The 19,699-nt window shown below is 67.9% G+C and carries 16 protein-coding genes; 7 read left to right on the plus strand and 9 right to left on the minus strand.

What is annotated here, in order from left to right; all coding sequences use genetic code 11:
- Positions 1 to 62 precede the first annotated feature (62 nt).
- Together AB0I19_RS00335 and AB0I19_RS00340 are read right to left on the minus strand one after the other, a co-directional pair.
- A complete protein-coding gene (locus tag AB0I19_RS00335) occupies positions 63 to 860 on the minus strand; it encodes a family 1 encapsulin nanocompartment shell protein (RefSeq protein ID WP_357142893.1) in 798 nt (265 codons plus the stop codon).
- On the minus strand, positions 861 to 1,913 hold the full coding sequence (locus AB0I19_RS00340; RefSeq protein WP_357142895.1) for a Dyp-type peroxidase: 1,053 nt from the start codon (positions 1,911 to 1,913) through the stop codon (positions 861 to 863).
- 97 nt (positions 1,914 to 2,010) lie between these two features.
- Here AB0I19_RS00340 and AB0I19_RS00345 point away from each other — a divergent pair, with 97 nt between their 5' ends.
- Positions 2,011 to 3,456 carry a hypothetical protein gene (locus tag AB0I19_RS00345; RefSeq protein WP_357142896.1) on the plus strand — a complete coding sequence of 482 codons (1,446 nt, stop codon included), beginning with the start codon at positions 2,011 to 2,013 and terminating at the stop codon, positions 3,454 to 3,456.
- Between the two features lie 19 nt (positions 3,457 to 3,475).
- Here AB0I19_RS00345 and AB0I19_RS00350 read toward each other — a convergent pair whose 3' ends face one another.
- Positions 3,476 to 5,794 (minus strand): FdhF/YdeP family oxidoreductase, encoded by a 2,319-nt coding sequence (locus tag AB0I19_RS00350; protein WP_357142898.1) that lies wholly within the window; start codon positions 5,792 to 5,794, stop codon positions 3,476 to 3,478.
- A 284-nt stretch (positions 5,795 to 6,078) separates the two neighbouring features.
- Between AB0I19_RS00350 and AB0I19_RS00355 the strand changes: the two genes are divergently transcribed.
- Genes AB0I19_RS00355 through AB0I19_RS00365 form a run of 3 tightly spaced genes read left to right on the plus strand, consistent with a single transcriptional unit; the run spans position 6,079 to position 8,807 of the window.
- Positions 6,079 to 7,200 carry an FUSC family protein gene (locus tag AB0I19_RS00355; protein WP_357142900.1) on the plus strand — a complete coding sequence of 374 codons (1,122 nt, stop codon included), beginning with the start codon at positions 6,079 to 6,081 and terminating at the stop codon, positions 7,198 to 7,200.
- Between the two features lie 6 nt (positions 7,201 to 7,206).
- On the plus strand, positions 7,207 to 8,124 hold the full coding sequence (locus AB0I19_RS00360) for a LysR family transcriptional regulator (protein WP_357142902.1): 918 nt from the start codon (positions 7,207 to 7,209) through the stop codon (positions 8,122 to 8,124).
- Between the two features lie 47 nt (positions 8,125 to 8,171).
- A complete protein-coding gene (locus tag AB0I19_RS00365) occupies positions 8,172 to 8,807 on the plus strand; it encodes a DUF1345 domain-containing protein (RefSeq protein ID WP_357142904.1) in 636 nt (211 codons plus the stop codon).
- On the opposite strand, the gene fdhD is transcribed toward AB0I19_RS00365, so the two are convergent.
- Positions 8,797 to 9,648, minus strand: coding sequence for a formate dehydrogenase accessory sulfurtransferase FdhD (fdhD, locus tag AB0I19_RS00370; protein ID WP_357142906.1), 852 nt, complete (start codon positions 9,646 to 9,648; stop codon positions 8,797 to 8,799). The two genes, AB0I19_RS00365 and fdhD, sit on opposite strands and share 11 nt — an antisense overlap.
- Positions 9,649 to 9,775: 127 nt before the next feature.
- Positions 9,776 to 10,150: a DUF488 family protein gene (locus tag AB0I19_RS00375; protein WP_357142908.1), complete on the minus strand. Its 375-nt coding sequence runs from the start codon at positions 10,148 to 10,150 to the stop codon at positions 9,776 to 9,778.
- A 143-nt stretch (positions 10,151 to 10,293) separates the two neighbouring features.
- Between AB0I19_RS00375 and AB0I19_RS00380 the strand changes: the two genes are divergently transcribed.
- The gene (locus tag AB0I19_RS00380; RefSeq protein WP_357142910.1) at positions 10,294 to 11,082 is read left to right on the plus strand and encodes an LLM class flavin-dependent oxidoreductase; all 789 of its coding nucleotides are present in this window, start codon (positions 10,294 to 10,296) and stop codon (positions 11,080 to 11,082) included.
- 82 nt (positions 11,083 to 11,164) lie between these two features.
- Positions 11,165 to 13,549 carry an excinuclease ABC subunit UvrA gene (locus AB0I19_RS00385; RefSeq protein ID WP_357142912.1) on the plus strand — a complete coding sequence of 795 codons (2,385 nt, stop codon included), beginning with the start codon at positions 11,165 to 11,167 and terminating at the stop codon, positions 13,547 to 13,549.
- 4 nt (positions 13,550 to 13,553) lie between these two features.
- Here the strand turns inward: AB0I19_RS00385 and AB0I19_RS00390 are convergent, their stop codons facing one another.
- Positions 13,554 to 14,681, minus strand: coding sequence for an NADH:flavin oxidoreductase (locus AB0I19_RS00390; RefSeq protein ID WP_357142914.1), 1,128 nt, complete (start codon positions 14,679 to 14,681; stop codon positions 13,554 to 13,556).
- Between the two features lie 114 nt (positions 14,682 to 14,795).
- On the opposite strand from AB0I19_RS00390, the gene AB0I19_RS00395 reads away from it, so the two are divergent.
- Positions 14,796 to 15,218, plus strand: a complete 423-nt coding sequence (locus AB0I19_RS00395) for a MarR family transcriptional regulator (RefSeq protein ID WP_357142916.1) — start codon at positions 14,796 to 14,798, stop codon at positions 15,216 to 15,218.
- Positions 15,219 to 15,224: 6 nt separating this feature from the next.
- Here AB0I19_RS00395 and AB0I19_RS00400 read toward each other — a convergent pair whose 3' ends face one another.
- The 3 genes from AB0I19_RS00400 to AB0I19_RS00410 form a co-directional block, all read right to left on the minus strand.
- On the minus strand, positions 15,225 to 17,507 hold the full coding sequence (locus AB0I19_RS00400; RefSeq protein WP_357142918.1) for a LuxR C-terminal-related transcriptional regulator: 2,283 nt from the start codon (positions 17,505 to 17,507) through the stop codon (positions 15,225 to 15,227).
- A gap of 121 nt (positions 17,508 to 17,628) precedes the next feature.
- Positions 17,629 to 18,447, minus strand: coding sequence for an acetylxylan esterase (locus AB0I19_RS00405; protein WP_357142920.1), 819 nt, complete (start codon positions 18,445 to 18,447; stop codon positions 17,629 to 17,631).
- A 28-nt stretch (positions 18,448 to 18,475) separates the two neighbouring features.
- On the minus strand, positions 18,476 to 19,627 hold the full coding sequence (locus AB0I19_RS00410; RefSeq protein WP_357142922.1) for a helix-turn-helix domain-containing protein: 1,152 nt from the start codon (positions 19,625 to 19,627) through the stop codon (positions 18,476 to 18,478).
- Between the last annotated feature and the right edge of the window lie 72 nt (positions 19,628 to 19,699).

Raw genomic sequence — 19,699 nt, forward strand, 5'->3', positions numbered from 1 at the left:
GCAGACGCGTGTGCGCCGTTGTCGAGAGGAGCGTCGAACGTGATGTTCTCGGTGGTTGGGGTTCAGGACCCGAGTGATACCGCTGCCTCGGAGGTCTCGACCAGGAAGGTGAACGTTTCCTGGAAGTACAACTGCACTGTTTCGGCGTCGTGGCTGAGGTAGCCGATCGACAGGTCTTGGCCGATGGCGAATTCGAAGTCGCCGCCGCGGGTGGTGAGGGCGAAACCGCCGGTGATGGCCGGTGCCCAGATGATCTCGCCGTCGATGAGCCGCTCGATGTGGGTGCGGATCGGGTGGCCGTGATCGGAGGTTTCGCTGACCTTGGTGTAGAGGTCGGCACTGAGCAGCACCGAATACGGTCCCTGGACACCCGCGAGGCGCAACTCGGTGAGGGCGTGGGAAATGGCGTCGGGGATATCGACCACATTGCCGGGTAGGGCGACGGGGGAGTTGGAGGCGGCGGCGCGGATGCCGGTGATGCCCGCGGCGGCGTAGCCCTCGAAGATCGCGCGGTCTTCGGCGAAGGCGATCTTCTGGGCGGCGTCTTTGAGGTTGTCGAGGTCGGCGTCGGGGGCGCCGCGTTCGATGTCGTCGAGTTCGGAGCGCTTCAACGTGAAGGGCACCCGCAGTTCCACGAGCGGCTGCACGACGCGCTGATGTGCCTGCGCACCGTCGTCGGGGGAGTCGGCCGTGGTGAGCCTGCCCCGGTTGAGCGCCGAATAAGCCACGCCTCGGGGGCCGGACACGTCGACGACTCGGCGTCCGGCGATATTGCGCTTGAACGTGCGGGTGGCTTCTTCTTCGATCTGAGTCCAGGCCTCGTCGGTGATCGGCGCGAGTTCGCGATGCAGGTTGTTCATTCAGTTACTCCCTTTCATTGACCCGATGGAGAGCGAACCGTCCGAGACCACCGGGGCTGCCTCGGCGGCAATGACCGGAGCGAACTCGGGAACGTCGATATCGACGTCTTCGTGGGCGACGGATGAGGGTGCATCAGGCAGATCGCCGAGGAAATCGGCGGACGGAGCGAAGAACAGACCACCGGTGACAGCGGTCGAGAAGTCGAGAATACGGTCGTAGGCGGCTTCGTCGGTGCCGAGAAACATGCGCTCGAGCATCTGCTCCGGTACGGACGGTGTGGCGCAATAGGCGATGTAATACGTGCCGAGTCGGCCGTCTCCGACGGTGCCGAACGGCATATTCGCGCGCACGATATCGTGCTCCACCCCGTCGGCATCGACGATCGTGTTCATGGTGACATGGGAGCTGGGTGGCTTCACGTCGTCGGGCAGTTCGTAATCGCTGAGTTTGGTCCGCCCGATGATGAGCTCCTGCTCCTCGATCGTCAGGGCATTCCATTCGTCGAGTGGGTGCAGGTATTTCTGCACGATCACGTAACTGCCACCGGCGAAGGCCGGATCCTCGTCGCCGACGAGAACTGCCGCCTCGGCCGCGCCGCCCTCCGGATTCGCGGTCCCGTCGACGAAGCCGAGCAGGTCGCGCTGTTCGAAGTAGCGGAACCCCGATGTCTCGTCGACAACGGTCGCCGCGTCGCGCAGCCTGGTCGCGATCGCCATCGCCAATTCGTAACAGGTGCCCGTCATCTCGCTCCTGATGTGGAACAGCAGGTCGCCGGGAGTGGCGGGGCAGGAGTGCACCGGCCCGGCATAGCCGGGGAACTCGTGCAGCTCGGCGGGTTCGGGACCGGTGAACAACCGGCCCCAGGCGCGGTGCCCGATGCCGATGACACAGCTGAGGTTCTGATCCGGGGTGCGGAAACCGACCGACTTGCGTAGGTCGTCGACCTCGGCCAGGAGCTCGCGGACCGCCGCCTCACCGCCCTCATCGATGGTGGCGACCAGGAAGATCGCTGCCTGTGTGAGTGGAACGAGAACCCGCTGTGGCTCACCCATGGCGGTCAGCCTACGGCCCACCGATGTTCGGGATGGGCTTCATCGGTGCGTGTCAGGCCGTGTGTCCCCTTCGCCGCAATACGGCAGTATCTGCCCCATGTTCGCTCGTCATACCAGCCGATCAGTTCTGCTCGTGCTCTGCGCGATCGCTGTGTTGTCCTCGGGCACCGGCGCGGCCGGGCCCGGCTGGGGGCCGCTCGCCGGGCCGAATCCGTTTCTCGGACCGACGGGTACGGCGACCATGCACGGCGACGCGGGATCGTCGGACGCGGTGCCGCACGCGGGACCCGGGCCCGGCGCGCGAGGCATCGGCGGGTACCCGCTCGGGGCGGCCTGCCCGACTCTGCTGCAGGGCTCCGACGGGCTCGTCGTGGCGCTGTGTACGGCGGTCGCCGATCGTGCGCCGGTAGTGCATTTGATCGACCCGTCCGCCGGGGGAATTCCGGATACCGGGTCGGCGGTGTCCGGATCGCTCGCACAGGTGACTTTGGCCAAAGGTGGCCTGCTCGGCGGGGTGTACGCCTATCTCGACCACGCCGACCGGCTGGTCGTGGTCGACGGCAACCGCGCGCTGCTGCGGATCGCTCACGAACGCGGCACCAGGGGTTGGGAATTGCGGGTGGTGGAAGCCGTCGACCTGACCACGGCCATTCCGGCGGACGACGGCGTCACCGGCCTGGTGCCCGACTGGTCGGGCACGGTGTGGTTCGCGACGGAGAACGGCATAGTCGGGACAGTCACCGCGGGAGGCGAGATCGCCACGCTGAGTCTGCCCGCCGAAGAGAAGGTGGCCAACAGCATCTCCTCCGCGCCGAGCGGCCGGGTGGCGGTCGCGACCACGCACGCGCTCTACGAATTCGGCACCGATGCTTCGGGCAAGCCGGTGCGGCTGTGGCGCGCGGCCTACGACCGGGGCCCGGCCCGCAAACCGGGGCAGCTGTCGTGGGGCACCGGGTCGACGCCGACGTACTTCGGCCCGGATACCGGCGCCGACTATCTCACCGTCGTCGACAACGCCGCCGATCAGGTGAAGGTGCTCGTATTCCGTTCCGGCAGTGGTGAACTCGTCTGCTCTCGGCCGGTGCTCACCGAAGGCGGTGCGGGCAGCGAGAATTCGCCGATCGGTATCGGCGGCTCGGTCTTCGTGGCCTCCACCTACGGATATCCGTACCCGGCGGTGCCGGACGGCGCCGGTCCGGCGCAACCCGAAACAGCGCCGTTCGCCGGCGGCATGACGCGCGTCGACGTGGACCGCGACGGCTGCCGAACGGTCTGGGAGAACACGGTGCGCAGTGCCGCGGTACCGCACATCTCGACAGCGGACGGACTGATCTACACGGTCACCCGTGACGGCGCACCGAACACGACACCCATCGACGGCTACTCCTTCACCGTCATCGATCCCGAGGACGGCGCGGTGGTGAGCCGAAACGAACTGCCACCCACCATGCTCGCCGACCCGCTCCAAACCTCGCCGTTGATCCTGCGCAACGGCGAGGTACTCCAGGGAGTAACCACAGGCATCGTCCGAATCGGCCGCTGAATTTCCTCGGTGCCGGGATTCAGGCCGAGCGGGTGACGGTGACCTTCACGTTCTTCATGATCGGCTGATCGCTCTGGGTGCTGATGTCGCCGATCGCGCACAACACGTTGAGTTCGGGCATGTATCCGGCTGCGCAACCGCGGGGGATGTCGTAGGGGATGACCTTGTAGTTGTGGACCGACCGGGTGCTGCCGTCGCGGGCGATGCTGGTGATATCGACGTCGTCGAATTGCGACAGGCCGCGTTCGCGCATGTCGTCGTCGTTCATGAAAACGAGGGTGCGCAGATTCTTGATGCCGCGGTAGCGGTCGTTGTCGGAATAGATGGTGGTGTTCCACTGGTCGTGTGAACGCAGCGTCGCCAGGCGCAGAATGCCGGGTTCCTGGGTGAGGTCGGGCAGATCGGCGCAGGAGAACTCGGCTTTGCCCGAGGGCGTGAGGAAGATCAGTTCCCGGGCCGGTTGCTTGATGCGGAAGCCGAGCGGCAGACGCACTCGCCGGTTGAAGTCCTCGAATCCGTCGAGCGCTTGCGACATGGTGTCGCGAATGCGGTCGTAGTCGGCGACATAGTAGTCCCACGGCGTTTTACTCTGTGGCAGCGCGGCTTTCGCGATTCCGGCGATGATGGCCGGTTCGGACAGCAGGTGCCGGGAGGCCGGCTTCTTCATGCCCTTGGACAGGTGGACCATCGCCATCGAGTCCTCGACCGAGGTCTGCTGTTCCCCGCCGCGCTGGATGTCTTTTTCCGTGCGACCCAGGCACGGCAGAATCAGGGCTTCGGTGCCGTGCACGAGGTGGCTGCGGTTGAGTTTGGTGCTCACCTGGATGGTGAGGTCGCATTTGCGCAGGGCTTCGTAGGTGTAGGCGGTGTCGGGTGCGGCGAGCGCGAAATTGCCGCCCATCGCCATGAACACCTTCAGTTTTCCGGCCTGCATCGCCTCGATGGTGGCGACGACGTCGTAGCCGTCGGCACGCGGTGAGGTGATGCCGCAGGCCTCGTCGAGCCGATCGAGGAACTGCGCCGCCGGTTTGTTGGCGATGCCGCAGGTGCGGTTGCCCTGCACATTGCTGTGCCCGCGCACCGGCGAAGGACCCGCACCCTCGCGCCCCAGATTGCCGCGCAACAGCAGCACGTTCACGATCTCGCGAACGGTGTCGACACCGTGCTCGTGCTGGGTCACCCCGAGGCACCAGCTGATGATGCTGCGGTCGGCCTCGCAGTACACGCGCGCGGCCTTGCGGACATCGTCCTCGGTGAGCCCGGACTGTTCCTCGATCGTCGACCACGGCGTGGCCTCGACGACGGCGCGGTATTCCTCGAAGCCGTGGGTGTGCCGCTCGATGAACTGGTGATCGAGTGCCTTGGGATCGGATTCGGATTCCTCGAACACGGCCTTGGCGATGCCACGCATCAGGGCGAAGTCACCGCCGATGCGCGGCTGCAGGTTCAGTGTCGAGGTATCGGTCGTGCGGAATGTCGCCATTCGCAGGAACTCGTGCGGGATGATCGTGCGGGTGGCACCGGCTTCGACGAGCGGGTTGATGTGCACGATCTGCGCGCCGCGCCGGTCGGCCTCGGCGAGGGCGGTCAGCATGCGTGGTGCGTTGGAGGCGGCGTTCACGCCGAGGATGAACAGCGCGTCGGTGGTTTCCCAGTCCTCGAGGTCGCAGGTGCCCTTACCCGTCCCGAGCGCGGCCTGCAGCGCACGTCCGCTCGCCTCGTGACACATGTTCGAGCAGTCGGGCAGATTGTTGGTGCCGAGTTCCCGGGCCATCAGCTGATAGAGGAACGTCGCCTCGTTGCCGAGCCGGCCCGAGGTGTAATAGGCCGCCAGATTCGGGTCGTCGAGTTCGCGTAAGGCCTTGCCCGCCATCTCGAACGCGTCGTCCCAGCTGATCGGGACGTAATGGTCGGTGACCGGGTCGTAGCGCATCGGCTCGGTGAGCCTGCCCTGATTCTCGAGGTCGTGTTCGCTCCAGGTGGACAGTTCCGCCACCGAATGCTCGGCGAAGAATTCCCGCGTCACCCGTTTGTGCGTCATCTCCCACGTGACATGTTTGATGCCGTTCTCACAGATGTCGAGATGAATGCCCTTGATCGAATCGGGCCACGCACATCCCGGGCAGTCGAAACCACCGTTCTCGTGATTCATCTTGAGGATGGCGCGGGTACCGAGCAGTGGCTCTTTCTCCTGGCCGATCATGAATTCGGTGACCGCCTTCGCGGCACCCCACCCGGCGGCCGGATGATGATACGGCTTGAATTCCGGGGTCGCCGCGCGGTCGCGAGCACCGCTCGGGCCGTCGTCGGGGTCGAACTCTCCAAACGCATCGGTCATGACAGTCCCTTCGACGATTTCGAAGCCGGTCTTCCCGTCCGCCGGAATTCTCTCCCCGGAGAGCCACGATTCGAGGTAGGCGGGCCGTCACTATCGTCGCTTTTGCGGGCGGCCATGGCCAAGACCGACTTCCGACTGCTCGATAGGTGTGGCTTATCGTCGCCGTGTACGCCACAAATTCGTCCGATGTGCCCGATTTCGGTCGGTTGACGCCTCGCGAACGATTCATGCACCGTGGTTCATCGGCCCTACGGGCGTGCCCGCGACCGACCCTCGGAGGAATCTTGCGCACCACGCTGAACCAGGCGCGCCCGGTGTTTCGGCGATTCGTCACCGAGATCGATCATCTGCCCGCCGCCCGCGTCTTCGTCGGCTTGGCGATCCCCGGTCTGATGCTCGTCGCCGCCGGACGCACCGACCTGCTCATCTACGCGGTGTTCGGTTCGTTCACCGGCATGTACGGGTTCGCCGAAGCACCGAGGCAACGCCTCGCCCACCAGTGCGAGGCCGCCGTGATGCTGGTCGGCGCGGTGGGCGCGGGCATTCTGCTCGGTCGGCTGCACGCTCCACCCGCGGTGCTGGTCGCGGCCGTCGCCGTGTTCGCCGCGGTGGCGTCGCCGGTCACCGACCGGCTCGGGTTGCGACCGGAGGGCCCGTTCTTGGGGATCTTCGCGTTCGGCGCGATCGCGATGGTGGCCGACACTCAACGTCATCCGGTCATTGCGCTGCTGGTCTGCGCCGGCACCGCGATCCTGTGCGTCGCCGTCGGATACCTGGAATCCACTCGCAGGGTGCGGCGCGGGACGGCCACCGACGTGCCGACCCGGTGTCCACCGCACCGCCGGGGCATCGACTCGGCGACCCAGGCGGGCCGCTACGCACTGGCGATCTCAGTGTCCGGTGGCATCGGCCTGCTGCTCGGTGTCGGGCACGCCAACTGGGCCATGGCCGGTGCGGCCGTGCCGTTGGCGGCGGCGACCTCGCGCGACCGGCTGACCCGAGGCATGCACCGGGTGATCGGCACCTTCCTCGGTCTGCTCGTGGCGACACCGCTGCTGATCCCGGGACCGAGCCCGGCGGTGCTCGGGCTCGCGATCATCGCGCTGCTGTATCCGACCGAGCTGTTCATGGCGCGTCACTACGCGCTGGCGCTCGGCTTCTTCACGCCGCTGATCATGGCGATGACCGAGCTCGCCGACCCGACCGATCCGCTCACCATGCTCACCGAGCGCGGGCTCGACACGGTGATCGGTGTGGCGGTGGGATTAGCTGTCGCATTGCTGATCCGGGATCCGGCCCCGCATACTGTCGTCATGGGACCGGACCCGGACAAGGCGCCCGCCGAGCACGCGCGCGAGATCGCCCAGGCAGGCCATGCGGCGGCCGCCGCCCGAGACGACGACTAGGCAGACGTGCTCTTCCGTCAGCTCGAGTACTTCGTGGCGCTCGCCAGGGAACGTCACTTCGCCCGTGCGGCCAAGTCCTGCTACGTATCCCAACCCGCACTGTCGGAGGCGCTGCGCAAACTCGAGCACGAGCTCGGTGTGCCGCTGGTCCGGCGGGGACATACCTTCGAGGGGCTCACGCCGGAAGGGGAGCGACTGGTCCTGTGGGCACGGCGGATCCTGGCCGACCGCGACGCGCTCGAACACGAAGTCGCCGCACTGCAGACCGGTTTGACCGGCGAACTGCGGATCGGCGTGATTCCGGCGGCATCGAGCACCGTCGCCCTGCTCACCGATCCGTTCTGCGTCGAACATCCGCTGGTTCGGGTGCGGCTGGAAACCAAACTGCGCTCACTCGACATCGTCGAGCGCATCCGCCGGTACGAACTCGACGCGGGCATCATCTACGCGCAAGGGGTCGACACCAGCGGGCTCACCCGCACCCCGCTCTACACCGAACGGCACGTGCTGCTCGCAGGCACCGAACTCCTGGCGGGACGCACCGGAACGATCACCTGGGCCGAGGCGCTGGAAATGCCGATGTGCCTGCTGCACAAGGAAATGCGGGGACGGCAGCTCCTCGACGAGGCGCTCGCCGGGCGCGGGCTGCGCGCCGCGCCGCAGATCGAGACCGATTCCGTGGTCGCGTTGCTCGCGCATGTGAGCACCGGTCGCTGGGCGTGTGTCGTGCCGCAGCCCTGGCTGCGAACCCTGCCCGCGCCCGCCGGGGTTCGGGTACTCGCTCTCGACGACCCGGTCGTCTCCGCCGAGATCGTGCTGGTCACGGCGGCGGGGGAGCCCGGCTCGGTACTGGCCAAGGCACTGGTCACGACCGCTGGTGCCGCCGACCTGGACGCCGTGCTCGGCGAGCCCGCACCGGGCTGACCGCCGATCACGCGATCGTCGAGGACCGTTGGGTACGCTGCACCGCCATGAGCAGTCCGTTGCTGTTGTCGGCGGTCACCCGCCTGCTCGGTTCTGTCGTGCTCGGTGCCGCAGCGGGCGCGGCCGTCGGTATCGGCAGCGGATCCGCACTCGGTGTGCTGACCGGCATCGCCACCGCCGCAACGGTTTTCGTCGTGGCAGGCTGGTTCGTGCTCTGGCCGATGGATGCCGAGCGGACCAGATCCAATGCCCGGCGCGAGGACTTCCAGCCGTTGATCGAGGAGACGTCGGTCGTCGTCGCCGCGCTCAGCGGGCTCGTCGCCATCGTCCTCATCCTCGTGCTCGGCAGATCCGACGAAGGCCATATCGCGGCCGCGACGGCCCTGGGCGGCGTGTTCGCGGCATGGGCGGCCGTGCATCTGATGTACGTCGCGCGGTATGCCTACCTCTACTACGAAGCACCGACGGGCGGCATCGATTTCAATTCCGACGCACCGCCGGCCTACCGGGACTTCTTCTATTTCAGCTACAACCTCGGCATGACCTATCAGGTCTCCGACACCAACGTCACGAAGGCGGGGATCCGCTCCATCGTCCTCCGGCACTGTCTGCTGTCCTACGCCTTCGGCACCGTCATCCTCGCGACGACGATCAACCTGGTCGCGGGCATCGTCAGCGAATGAGCATCCGATGGCGGTGGTCCGTCGTCAGTCGCTGCGCACCGGCGTAGACGTTCATCGAATCGCCGCGCAGGAATCCGACCAGGGTCAACCCGTTGTCGGCAGCGAGATCCACCGCCAGCGACGACGGCGCCGATACCGCCGCCAATACCGGAATGCCCGCCATGAGCGCCTTCTGTACCAGTTCGAAGGACGCCCGCCCGCTCACCATCAGAACGGTTTCGCGCAACGGCAGCAGTGCGGCCCGCACGGCGGCGCCGATCACCTTGTCGACCGCGTTGTGCCTGCCGACGTCCTCACGCAGGTACAGCATCGATCCGTCGGCGGTGAACAGTCCGGCCGCGTGCAAGCCGCCGGTGGTGTCGAACACCTTCTGTGCGTCGCGAAGCCGGTCCGGCAGGGTCGCCAGGACTCCGGGTGGGCAGCGCACGGGATCGTCTGCCACCGACCAGGTCGCGGCGGTGCGCACCGCATCGAGGCTGGCTTTGCCGCACAGTCCGCAGGAGGACGTGGTGTAGAAGTTGCGTTCCAGCGACGGGTCAGGGGCGGCGACACCGGGTGCCAGGACCACGTCCACGATGTTGTAGGTGTTGGTGCCTTCGGCGGTCGCGCCCGCGCAGTAGCGGATTGCGGCGATCTGATCCGGCGATCGAACGACCCCCTCGCTCACCAGAAAGCCCGCCGCGAGGTCGAAGTCGTTTCCCGGCGTCCGCATCGTCACGGTCAGCGGGCGGCCGCCCACCCGGATCTCGAGCGGTTCCTCGCTCACCAGAGTGTCGGGACGTTCGCTGCTGACGCCGTCCCTGATGCGCAGCACAGGTCGTCGCACGGTCACTCGTCCCACTGTGTTCTCCGCTTCTCTGGTCGGATCGCAGGCGCTGCTCACCGACAGTTAAAGGTGCCGGGCGATCCGCGTCAAAGTCGCCTCTCCGATCGGTCGACAACCGTGACTTATCAACCGAGGACACCGGTTATGGGGTCAGCTTTCCGTCGAGAATGTCGGCGAGCACCGTCGCCTCGCTCATGTCGACCAGGCGGGACGCGGTCAACAGGGTCAGCGGACCGCTTTTCGCCATCTCGCGCAGTTCGTCGAGGGCGGCGGCCTGGGTCGGCTGCTCGAGTTCGGCCCGGTACCTGCGCGTGAACTCCTCGAACTTCTCCGGTGTGTGGTGGTACCACTTGCGCAGTTCGGTCGACGGTGCGACGTCCTTGCACCAGGCGGTCAGGTCGGCTCGTTCCTTGCTGATGCCGCGCGGCCACAGCCGGTCGACGAGGACGCGGCGACCGTCGGCAGGTTCTGGGTCCTCGTAGATCCTGCGCACGCGAACATTCCGAGGTTTCGTCATGTGCCCTCTTTCGCCGGTCGATGTAGGCGGAAGCTGCCGGTCACTGTATAGCGGGGTGGCATCCCCCATGATCTGGCTCGCGGCTGCAACGGATCTTTCGGCGAGTCGGGCTGGGACCGGGCGCGGCGCTCTATGCTGCGGATATGGTGCTGCGCCACGGGGTGTACCTGCCGCCGTTCGGTGAGCTCGCCGATCCGCGCGTGCTGGCGGAGATCGCTGCCGAAGCGGAATCGGCGGGATTCGACGGTGTCTTCGTCTGGGACCACGTGGCCCGGGCCGATGCAGCCGACCTCGCCGTCGGCGACTGCTGGATCGGTCTGGCCGCCGTCGCGGCCGCGACGACCAGGGTGGTGCTCGGACCGAGGGTCACGCCGCTCTCGCGCCGACGACCCCATGATGTCGCCCGAGAGAGCGTCGCGCTCGACTTGCTCAGCGGTGGTCGGCTGGTGCTCGGCGTCGGACTCGGCTCCGACGCGACCGGAGAGTTCTCCCGTCTCGGTGAGGTCGGTGGCGCACGTGAACGCGCGCGGTTGCTCGACGAATCCCTCGCGGTGATCACCGCGCTGTGGTCCGGTGAACCCGTGCACCACCACGGACCCGCCTACGAGGTGGACGGCCTGCGGTTCCTGCCGCGACCGGTGCAACGTCCCCGCATACCGATCTGGGTGGCCGCGCAGTCGGTGCGGCAAGCACCCCTGCGTCGCGCCGCCAGATACGACGGTCTGTGCCCGGAGGCGAGCCCGGCGCAACTGGCCGACATGCTGGACATCATCGCCGCGCACCGCGGCGACCTGACCGGCTTCGACGTGGCGGTGGCCGCGAACGAGAACCGCGATGCCTACGAACGCGCGGGTGCCACCTGGTGGTTGCGTTCATTGCCGATGATCGTCTCCCGCGCCGAGGCGCTGTCGGTCGTCCGGCGGGGGCCGTGACGAGAAGGGCGCCGAGACAGCAGGGCTCGGCTACCCGGCAACGGCGGGTAGCACCGCATGGGAGAGGGTAGGGTCGATAGCTGTGGATTCGCGCGAGATCGATTCTTCGGTTCGGGTGCGTGGTGCCCGGGTCCACAATCTGCGCGATGTCGATGTCGACCTGCCGCGTAATGCCTTGGTCGCGTTCACCGGTGTGTCGGGCTCGGGGAAGTCCTCGCTGGCCTTCGGGACGCTCTATGCCGAATCGCAGCGCCGGTACCTGGAGTCGGTCGCGCCGTATGCCCGGCGGTTGCTGAACCAGGTCGAAGCGCCCGATGTGGACGAGGTTTCGGGGATGCCGCCGACGGTGGCGCTGGCCCAGCGCCGGTCCACGCCGTCGTCCCGGTCCACCGTCGGCACGGTGAGTGCACTGTCGAACACGCTGCGGCTGTTGATGTCGCGCGAAGGCGACTACCCGGAGGGGCCCGCGCGGACCGGACCCGGACACTATCCGGCGGGAACCAACCGGTTGTACTCGGATGCCTTCTCGCCCAACACCGTCGAGGGCGCGTGTCCGCGCTGCCACGGACAGGGCGTGATCCACGAAGCCACCGAGGAATCGATGGTGCCCGACCCGTCGCTGAGCATCAGGGCGGGGGCGATCGCGTCGTGGCCCGGCGCCTGGCAGGGCAAGAATCTGCGCGATGTGGTCGCCGCGCTGGGTTACGACATCGACCGCCCCTGGCGCGAACTCGACGCGGCCGAGCGTGAGTGGATCCTGTTCAGCGACGAACAACCCGTCGTCACCGTGCATCCCGAGCGTGAGGCCCACCGCATCCACCGCCCCTACCAGGACACCTTCAGCAGCGCCCGTCGGCTGCTGCTCAAGGCACATGCCGAATCCAAGAGCGAGAAGACCCGGGCCAAGGCCGCGGAATTCCTGCACACCACCGTGTGCCCGCTGTGCCATGGACACCGGCTCAAGCCCGAATCGCTGGCGGTGACCTTCGCCGGTTACAACATCGCCGAACTCGGCGAACTGCCGCTGCACGAACTGGCCGAGGTGCTACGGCCCTACACCACCGGCACCGGCGCCGTGGCCGTACTCACCCAGGACCTCACGTCACGGCTGGACGTGCTGATCGAACTCGGCCTCGGCTACCTCGGCATCGACCGGGAAAGTCCCACCCTCTCGGGTGGCGAGTTGCAGCGCCTGCGGTTGGCCGGGCAGTTGCGGTCGGGGCTGTTCGGCGTCGTCTACGTGCTGGACGAACCCTCGGCCGGGCTGCACCCCGCCGACACCGCCGCGCTCACGACCGTTCTGCGCAGACTCGAAAAGTCCGGCAACAGTGTCCTTCTCGTCGAACACGACATGGATGTGGTGCGCCACGCCGACTGGGTGGTCGATGTCGGTCCGGGAGCCGGCGTCAACGGGGGACGGGTGCTCTACAGCGGAGCGGTGGCCGGTCTGCGTGCGGTCCCCGATTCGGTGACCCGGCGCTACCTGTTCGACGAGGTGTCGCGCGAACCGCGGGTGCCACGCGTGCGAACCGGCACGCTGGAGTTGCGTGGGGTCGAGATCAACAACGTGCGCGGCGTCGACGTCGACCTGCCGCTGGGGGTTTTCACCGCCGTCACCGGGGTGTCGGGCGCGGGCAAAACCAGTCTGCTGCGGGCGATTTCGGCGGGCGCCGAAGCAGATCCCGCCGTCAACCGGGTGGTCGAGGTGGATCAGGCGCCGATCGGGCGCACCCCGCGTTCCAACCTCGCCACCTACACCGGGCTGTTCGACACCGTCCGGGGCCTCTTCGCCGATACCCCCGCGGCACGGGCGCGCGGTTACGGTATCGGCCGCTTCTCCTTCAACGTCGCCGAAGGCCGCTGCCCGACCTGTCAGGGCGAGGGATATATCACCGTGGAACTGCTCTTCCTGCCCAGTACCTACACCCCATGCCCGGACTGCCACGGCGCCCGCTACAACCCCGAAACCCTCGAGATCACCTACCGGGACACGACGATCGCCGGAGTGCTCGACATGACCGTCGAACAGGCCGAACCGTTCTTCGCCGACGTGCCCGCGGTGCACCGCGCGCTCCACACGCTCCTCGATGTCGGGCTCGGCTACCTGCGGCTCGGCCAGCCCGCCACCGAACTGTCCGGTGGCGAAGCCCAGCGGGTGAAGCTGGCCACCGAACTGCAACGCACCCGCCGCGCGGGCACGCTGTACCTGCTGGACGAGCCGACCACCGGGCTGCACCCCGCCGACACCGAAGTGCTGCTCGCCCAACTCGATTCGCTCGTCGACTCCGGCGCGACCGTGGTGGTCGCCGAACACGACATGATCGTGGTCGCGCAGTCCGATCACGTGATCGACATGGGCCCCGACGGCGGCGCCCGCGGCGGCCGGATCGTCGCCGAGGGCTCCCCGAAACACGTCGCGGCCGCGCCGGACAGCCGAACCGCCCCCTACCTGGCGCAGGTGCTGTGACCGCTCAGCTGAGGGTCTTCTGGGCGGCGGGGTCGAAGGGCTTCAGTTCGTCGAAGCGTCCGTCGAGGACCTTGCGCGCCCACTCGGGATCCTGGAGCAACGCACGTCCCACAGCGACCATGTCGACCTCGTCGCGTTCCATCCGTTCGAGCAGATTGTCGATGCTGCCCAGTTCGGCGCCGTGCCCACGGAAGGCGTTCAGGAAGTCGCCGTCGAGGCCGACCGAGCCGACGGTGATCACCGGCTTACCGGTGAGCTGCTTGGTCCAGCCGGCCAGATTCAGGTCGGAGCCGTCGAATTCGGGGAGCCAGTAGCGGCGGGTCGAGGCATGGAAGACATCGACACCTGCCTCGGCCAGCGGGGCGAGGATCGCCGCCAACTCCTGGGGCGTCTGCGCCAGACGCCCGTCGTAGGCGTCCTGCTTCCACTGCGAATAGCGCAGGATCACCGGGAAGGTCGGCGAGACGACGGCGCGCACGGCTTGGACGACCTCGGCGACGAACCTGGTCCGGGCCACCGCGTCCCCGCCGTAGGCGTCGGTGCGGCGATTCGTGCGTGACCACAGGAACTGGTCGAGGAGATAGCCGTGGGCGCCGTGGAGTTCCACACCGTCGAATCCGAGGCGTTCGGCGGCCGCGGCGGCGTCGGCGAACGCGGCGATCACGTCGTCGAGGTCGCGCTGGGTCATGGCGTGGCCCGCGCCCTCGGTGCCGTCGACGCGAATGCCGGAGGGACCCATGGCCGGGGCGTCGGGGTAGGGCGCATCACCGTGGTTGCGCACCATGCCGATGTGCCACAGCTGCGGGACGATGGTGCCACCCGCCGCGTGCACGTCGGCGGCGACCTTCGCCCACCCGGCCAGCTGGGCCTCGCCGTGGAAACGCGGGACGCGATCGCTCTGTCCCGCCGACTCGTGACCGATGTAGGTTCCCTCGGTGACGATCAGGCCGACGCCTGCCGCGGCCCGGCGGGCGTAGTAGGAAGCCACGTCGTCACCGGGGATGCCGCCGGGGGAGAACATGCGGGTCATCGGGGCCATGGCGATCCGGTTGGGAACGGTCAGGCCGTTCAGTGTGATGGGTCGTGACAGGGCCTGCGTCGCACGGGCGGCGTCGGACACGGTGACGGTCATGAATGCTCCTAACATACTTACTTGAGAATGTCGAATGTTGAGAACTTCAAGCAATGTCGCCACCGTAGGCGGAGATATTTGAGGTCGTCAAGTTTCTGGCGCTAGTCTTGAGCCATGTCAGAGCCTCTCCGAGACGATCCCGACCAGCTCCTGGAGCTGTTGGCGGTGTCGCTCGGCGTGTATTACGGAGATTTCACCGCCGCCGCGGCCGGCGAGCAGCTCACCGCGATCCAGGCCAAGACGCTCACCGTGCTGCGCCATGGGCCCATCGCCATGCGAAGGCTGGCCGAGACCATGTACTGCGATGCCTCCAACATCACCGGCATCATCAATCGGCTCGAGAAGCGTGGGCTCGTGCGCCGGGAGACCAGCGCCGCCGATCGGCGCGTCACCAACCTCGTCATCACCCCGGAAGGTGAGCAGGTCGCCGACGCGATCCGCGCGAACATGCACCGCACGCGCACGGGTCTCGAGCGGCTCGACGCGGAACAACGCCGGACGCTGTCGGCCCTGCTGTCGGAGGTCTTCCGGAAGTAGGGAGCCTCAGTCGGCGTGCGCGCCGCGGGTGGCGACCCAGGTGGCGATCTGGGCTCGGTTCGACGAGCCGAGCTTGGTGAGGATGTTGCCCACGTGCGTGTCGGCGGTGCGGGGTGCGATGACGAGGCGGGCGGCGATCTCCTTGTTCGTCAGCCCGGTGGCGATCAGGGTCGCCACCTCGTACTCGCGCGGGGTCAGCGGCGCGATGTCGACAGGATGGCGAGTCGCCGGTTCACGGTGCGGGGTCAGCGCGAACTCGAAGGCCTCGTCGATCGGCATGGCCTGCCCGGCCAGGAACGCGGTTTCGAAACGGTCGCCACCCAGTGCCTGGATCGACGCGTCGCGAAAGAGCGTGTGCGGGCGCACGAGGATGACGTCGGGATCGGAACCCAGCTGCTCCCACGCGGACGCGGCGACACCGAACAGGGTGGCCGCGCGCAGGTGCTGGTTGCGGGCCGAGGCCACCCACGCCAGTGCTTCCACGTGATAGGCGTCGCCGAATCTGCTGCCCCATCGGCGCGAGATCCGCAGGGCGGTGTGTCCGGCTCGCTCGGCCGCGTCGGGATTGCCGAGCATCACTTCGATCAGCGAGATGGCGAACAGGTAGAGCCCGCGATAGTAGTAGTCGCCGTGCTCCTCGCAGATCCGCACCGCCTCGCGTAACTCCTGGAGACGACCGGTGGGGTCGGCGGCGGCGGTCGCCAGCGCGTAGATGTTCCACGCCCCCATCGACTCACGCAGGTGTCCGTGGCTACGCAGCGTGTGGGTGGCCTCCCAGGCGAGGGCGGCCGCTCTCTCGTTGTCCAGGTCGATCTTGGCCGCGGCGGACCGTGCGGCCTTCGCGAGGGCGATCAGGACCGGGTCGCCGGAGCGCGCCGCCTCCCGATCGGCTTGATCGAGTTCGCGATAGGCGCTGTCACGATCGGTCATCCAGATCGAATGCAGGGCGAGTACCGCCCAGCCGCGCCCCGCGTGCGGCGAATGCGGCACCGCGTGCAGCGCACGCTGCAACCAGACCTTCACGAGCTGATCCGAGCCTGCCATCCGCCAGAACTCGTCGACGCAAGCCGCCATCTCGAGCGCGGTCTCGGCCTCGCCCGGCGTCTCGAGCGACCATTCGAGCGCCAATCGCAGATCGGGTTGGCAGACCTGCAATCGACGGACGTGTTCGAACTGCTTCTTGCTGAAGAACTCCTTGTCGGCCAGCAGAATCACGTCCCGGAACCAGTCCCGATGCCTGCGGGCGACGACCTCGGTCGCACCCTCCTCGGTCAGCTTCTCGGCGCCGAACTCGCGCACCGGCCGCAACAAGCGGTAGTGCGTGATGTCGTCGCCGCGCCGTTCCAGGATCGACTTGTCGACCAGCGAATCGACGATCGACACCACCGGCGCGACCGAACGCGTGTCGGCGCAGACATATTCGGCGGCTTCCAGCTCGAACCAGTCCTGGAAGATCGACAGGCGCGCCCACACCTGCTTCTCGTCGTCGGTGCACAACCGGTAGCTCCAGTCGACCGTGTTGCGCAGCGTCTGGTGCCGGTCGGGCACGCCGTGCGTCCAGGCCGTCGGCAGCGTCAGCCCGCACGACCAGCGGTCGATGACCTGTGCGGGTGACAGCGAGCGGTGCCGGGCCGCCGCCAGTTCGATCGCCAGTGGGATGCCGTCGAGCAATCGGCACAGGTGGGCGATGGCGGCGGCGTTCGACTCGGTGATCCGGAAATCGGCGCGCACCGCCCTCGCCCGGTCGACGAGCAGGGCCACCGCCGGGTATTCGGCGATCCGGGCGGGATCGTCGAGCTCCGGTGGTGGCACGGCCAGTGGCGGGAGCCGGTAGACCTGCTCGCCCGCCACGCTGAGTGTCTGCCTGCTGGTGACGAGCAGGGTCACCCCGGGGCAGGTCGCGAGCATCTGGATGACGAGGTCGGCGCAGCCGTCGAGCAGATGTTCGCAGTTGTCGAGGACAAGCAGCGGTGCCCGGCGAACCAGATGGTCGAGTACCCGTTCGGTCGCCGACTCGCCGGCTTTGATCCGCAATCTGAGTGCCGCTGCCACCGCTGTGCCGACCTCGTGATCGTGGCGCAGCCCGGACAGTTCCACGAAGTAGACGCCGTCGTCGTAGTCGGCGGCGAGCTGCCCGGCGACCTTGCGTGCCAGGCGGGTCTTGCCGAGTCCGCCCTGGCCGGTGATGGAGACCAGGCAGCCGTCGTCGAGCAGGGCGCGCACCGCGGCTACCTCGGCATCGCGGCCGAGGTAGCTGGTCGCCGCCGGATCGAGCGTGCTTCGAACCATCTGCCGTCTCGGGTCGTACCGGACGACACGTGCTGTCGATCCGGCTCACGGGTGTGATCGGTATCGGCGATCGTACTCAGCCGTCGTCCCGGGAGCGGCACGAATTCGCTGATGTCCGCACTCAGCTCAGCGCTTGCGCCTTCGCGTTGTGCAGAACTCTCGTCCACGCGACGTCGGTGCACAGGCCGCACTCGGCACCGAGGAAACGGGCCTTCGCGACGGTGTCACCGAGCAGTTGGTACTTCAGCCAGTCGGCCATCACCTCCGCGTATCGCCCCCAGACCAGGTGGCCGGCACCACCGAGTTCGGCGAAGATCGCGGGTACCTGGTCGGCCTTCTCGAACAGGGGCATGACGATGCCGTCGGCGTCGACGATGCGGTCGGCCTCCCCGGCCAGGAACAGCGCGGGCCCGACCATCTTTCCGGGAGCCGCCAGCGGGCCGGGTTGCAGGGCGAGCACGGTGCGCACCATCGCGTCGGCGCCCGCGTTGACGGCGCCCGCCCCGCCCTGGGAATGCCCTGCGGCCGCCACCTGATCGGTGGCCACCTTGCCGGTGTACGCGTTGCCCGGTGTGTCGTTGCGCCGCAGCAGTTCCCGCCCGCCCGCCAGCATCTCGGCACCCGAGTTCGCCATCGTGGTGTTCGCGGCGACGACGATGAAACCCGCTGCGGCCCAGGGCTTCAGCAGCGTGTCGGCGTAGACGCCCGGTCCGGCGCCGGTGCCGTTGCCCCAGAGCACCACCGGATGACGGGTCGTGCCGAGCTCGGCGGGACGGTACACCGTGTGGTCGGCCCACTTGTCGACCGTCACGGCGCCCACCGGGTCGGCCACCTGCGACGAACCGGACGACCCGGCCGACGGTGGACTCGCCACCGCGGGCGCGGCCGCCAGCAGACCGGTCACCGCGACCGCCGCCAGGGTTGTGCATCGGAAAAACATCGTTGTCCTTTCCTACGGTGCCGCGGTATTACGCGGCCGGATCGTGCAATCCCGACACCACGAGCGCGGAGCGCAGGTACCACAGATCGGCGCACCGGGTGGCGTCGTAGCCGGTGAGTTCGGCGATGCGCTTGATGCGGTAGTCGATCGAGTTGGTGTGCAGGTGCAGCATGGTTGCGGTGCGGCGCCGGTTCAGGTTGTTGGCGACGTGGCAGCGCAGCGTTTCGAGGAGTTCGGGGTGCCCGGTCAGCGGCTCGAGCACGGTCGCGAGGTGGTCGCGGGCGGGACCGGGCCGGGTGAGCTGGTATTCGAGCGCGTAATCGCTGAACCGGTGCACGCCGCCCCGGCGGCCGAGCCGCCGGACGATCTCGAGCAGTTCGTGCGCGCACTCGGTCGCGTCGGCCACCTCGTCGAGGGCGGCCGGCACGACCGTCACCGTCACCTGCCGACCGGCGGCGCGGGTGAGCGCGGCCGCCACGACGTCGATGTCGGCGTCGGTGTGGCTCGGCACCAGTGCGGTGCCTCCGCGCGTGGACAGGGCGACCAGGCACTCACCGTCGCAGCGACGGTCGAGTTCGGCGCGCATGCGGGTGATGGCGCGGCGGGCACGGACTCGCTCGTCGACGCCGTCGGCGGGCCCGTCCGTCGGTTCGCCCGCGATGCTCAGTGCAAGCACCCAGTACTCGTCGGCCAGTTCGATGCCGCAGTCGCGGGCCACGGCGCGCGAGTGGGTGCCCGCGATGACCTGGTGTGCCAGTGCGTCTTTGGCGTGTTCGGAGCGGCCCGCGAGTTCCAGCGTGTACCGCACGTAGGCGCTCGCGACCGTCGTGGCGGTGTGCTCGAGCAGGTCGACCACATCGATCTCGGCTCCGGTCAGATCGACGGCGATGCGCGCACAGCGGTGCAGGGCACGCAGGATCGCCTCCACCCCGATGCCGTCGCGTGCCCATTCGACGGTGGCGTGTTCGAGACGAGCGAGCGGGACGGCCGTGGCCGACCCGGAGCTCGTGGCCCCGATCAGATCGAGGCAGACCAGCCCGATGTTGCGGATCTGCTGTGGGCGCAGCGTGTTTCGCCCGGCAGGGCCATCGGTGAAAGCCGTCCTTACCAGGCGGTCGATCGTCGATTCCGGTGCCGATCTGCTCAGAAGGGCGGTTCCGGAGGGTGTCCGATGTGGCATTCGTCGAGCGTGCCGGGCGCAGCACGCCGGGGCATCGGTAGAACTGCGTATCTCTGCGCACCGAGGTGCGTA

The sequence above is a fragment of the Nocardia sp. NPDC050413 genome (assembly GCF_040655475.1).
GTDB lineage: Bacteria > Actinomycetota > Actinomycetes > Mycobacteriales > Mycobacteriaceae > Nocardia > Nocardia coubleae.

What these genes read in the sequence shown, in the direction of transcription:
- AB0I19_RS00400 (WP_357142918.1), bottom strand. Translation starts at nt 17,507, where the DNA reads ATGGTTCGAAGCACGCTCGATCCGGCGGCGACCAGCTACCTCGGCCGC.
- AB0I19_RS00350 (WP_357142898.1), bottom strand. Translation starts at nt 5,794, where the DNA reads ATGACCGATGCGTTTGGAGAGTTCGACCCCGACGACGGCCCGAGCGGT.
- AB0I19_RS00375 (WP_357142908.1), bottom strand. Translation starts at nt 10,150, where the DNA reads ATGACGAAACCTCGGAATGTTCGCGTGCGCAGGATCTACGAGGACCCA.
- AB0I19_RS00405 (WP_357142920.1), bottom strand. Translation starts at nt 18,447, where the DNA reads ATGTTTTTCCGATGCACAACCCTGGCGGCGGTCGCGGTGACCGGTCTG.
- AB0I19_RS00380 (WP_357142910.1), top strand. Translation starts at nt 10,294, where the DNA reads ATGGTGCTGCGCCACGGGGTGTACCTGCCGCCGTTCGGTGAGCTCGCC.
- AB0I19_RS00340 (WP_357142895.1), bottom strand. Translation starts at nt 1,913, where the DNA reads ATGGGTGAGCCACAGCGGGTTCTCGTTCCACTCACACAGGCAGCGATC.
- AB0I19_RS00390 (WP_357142914.1), bottom strand. Translation starts at nt 14,681, where the DNA reads ATGACCGTCACCGTGTCCGACGCCGCCCGTGCGACGCAGGCCCTGTCA.
- AB0I19_RS00335 (WP_357142893.1), bottom strand. Translation starts at nt 860, where the DNA reads ATGAACAACCTGCATCGCGAACTCGCGCCGATCACCGACGAGGCCTGG.
- AB0I19_RS00365 (WP_357142904.1), top strand. Translation starts at nt 8,172, where the DNA reads ATGAGCAGTCCGTTGCTGTTGTCGGCGGTCACCCGCCTGCTCGGTTCT.
- AB0I19_RS00395 (WP_357142916.1), top strand. Translation starts at nt 14,796, where the DNA reads ATGTCAGAGCCTCTCCGAGACGATCCCGACCAGCTCCTGGAGCTGTTG.
- AB0I19_RS00345 (WP_357142896.1), top strand. Translation starts at nt 2,011, where the DNA reads ATGTTCGCTCGTCATACCAGCCGATCAGTTCTGCTCGTGCTCTGCGCG.
- AB0I19_RS00410 (WP_357142922.1), bottom strand. Translation starts at nt 19,627, where the DNA reads ATGCCACATCGGACACCCTCCGGAACCGCCCTTCTGAGCAGATCGGCA.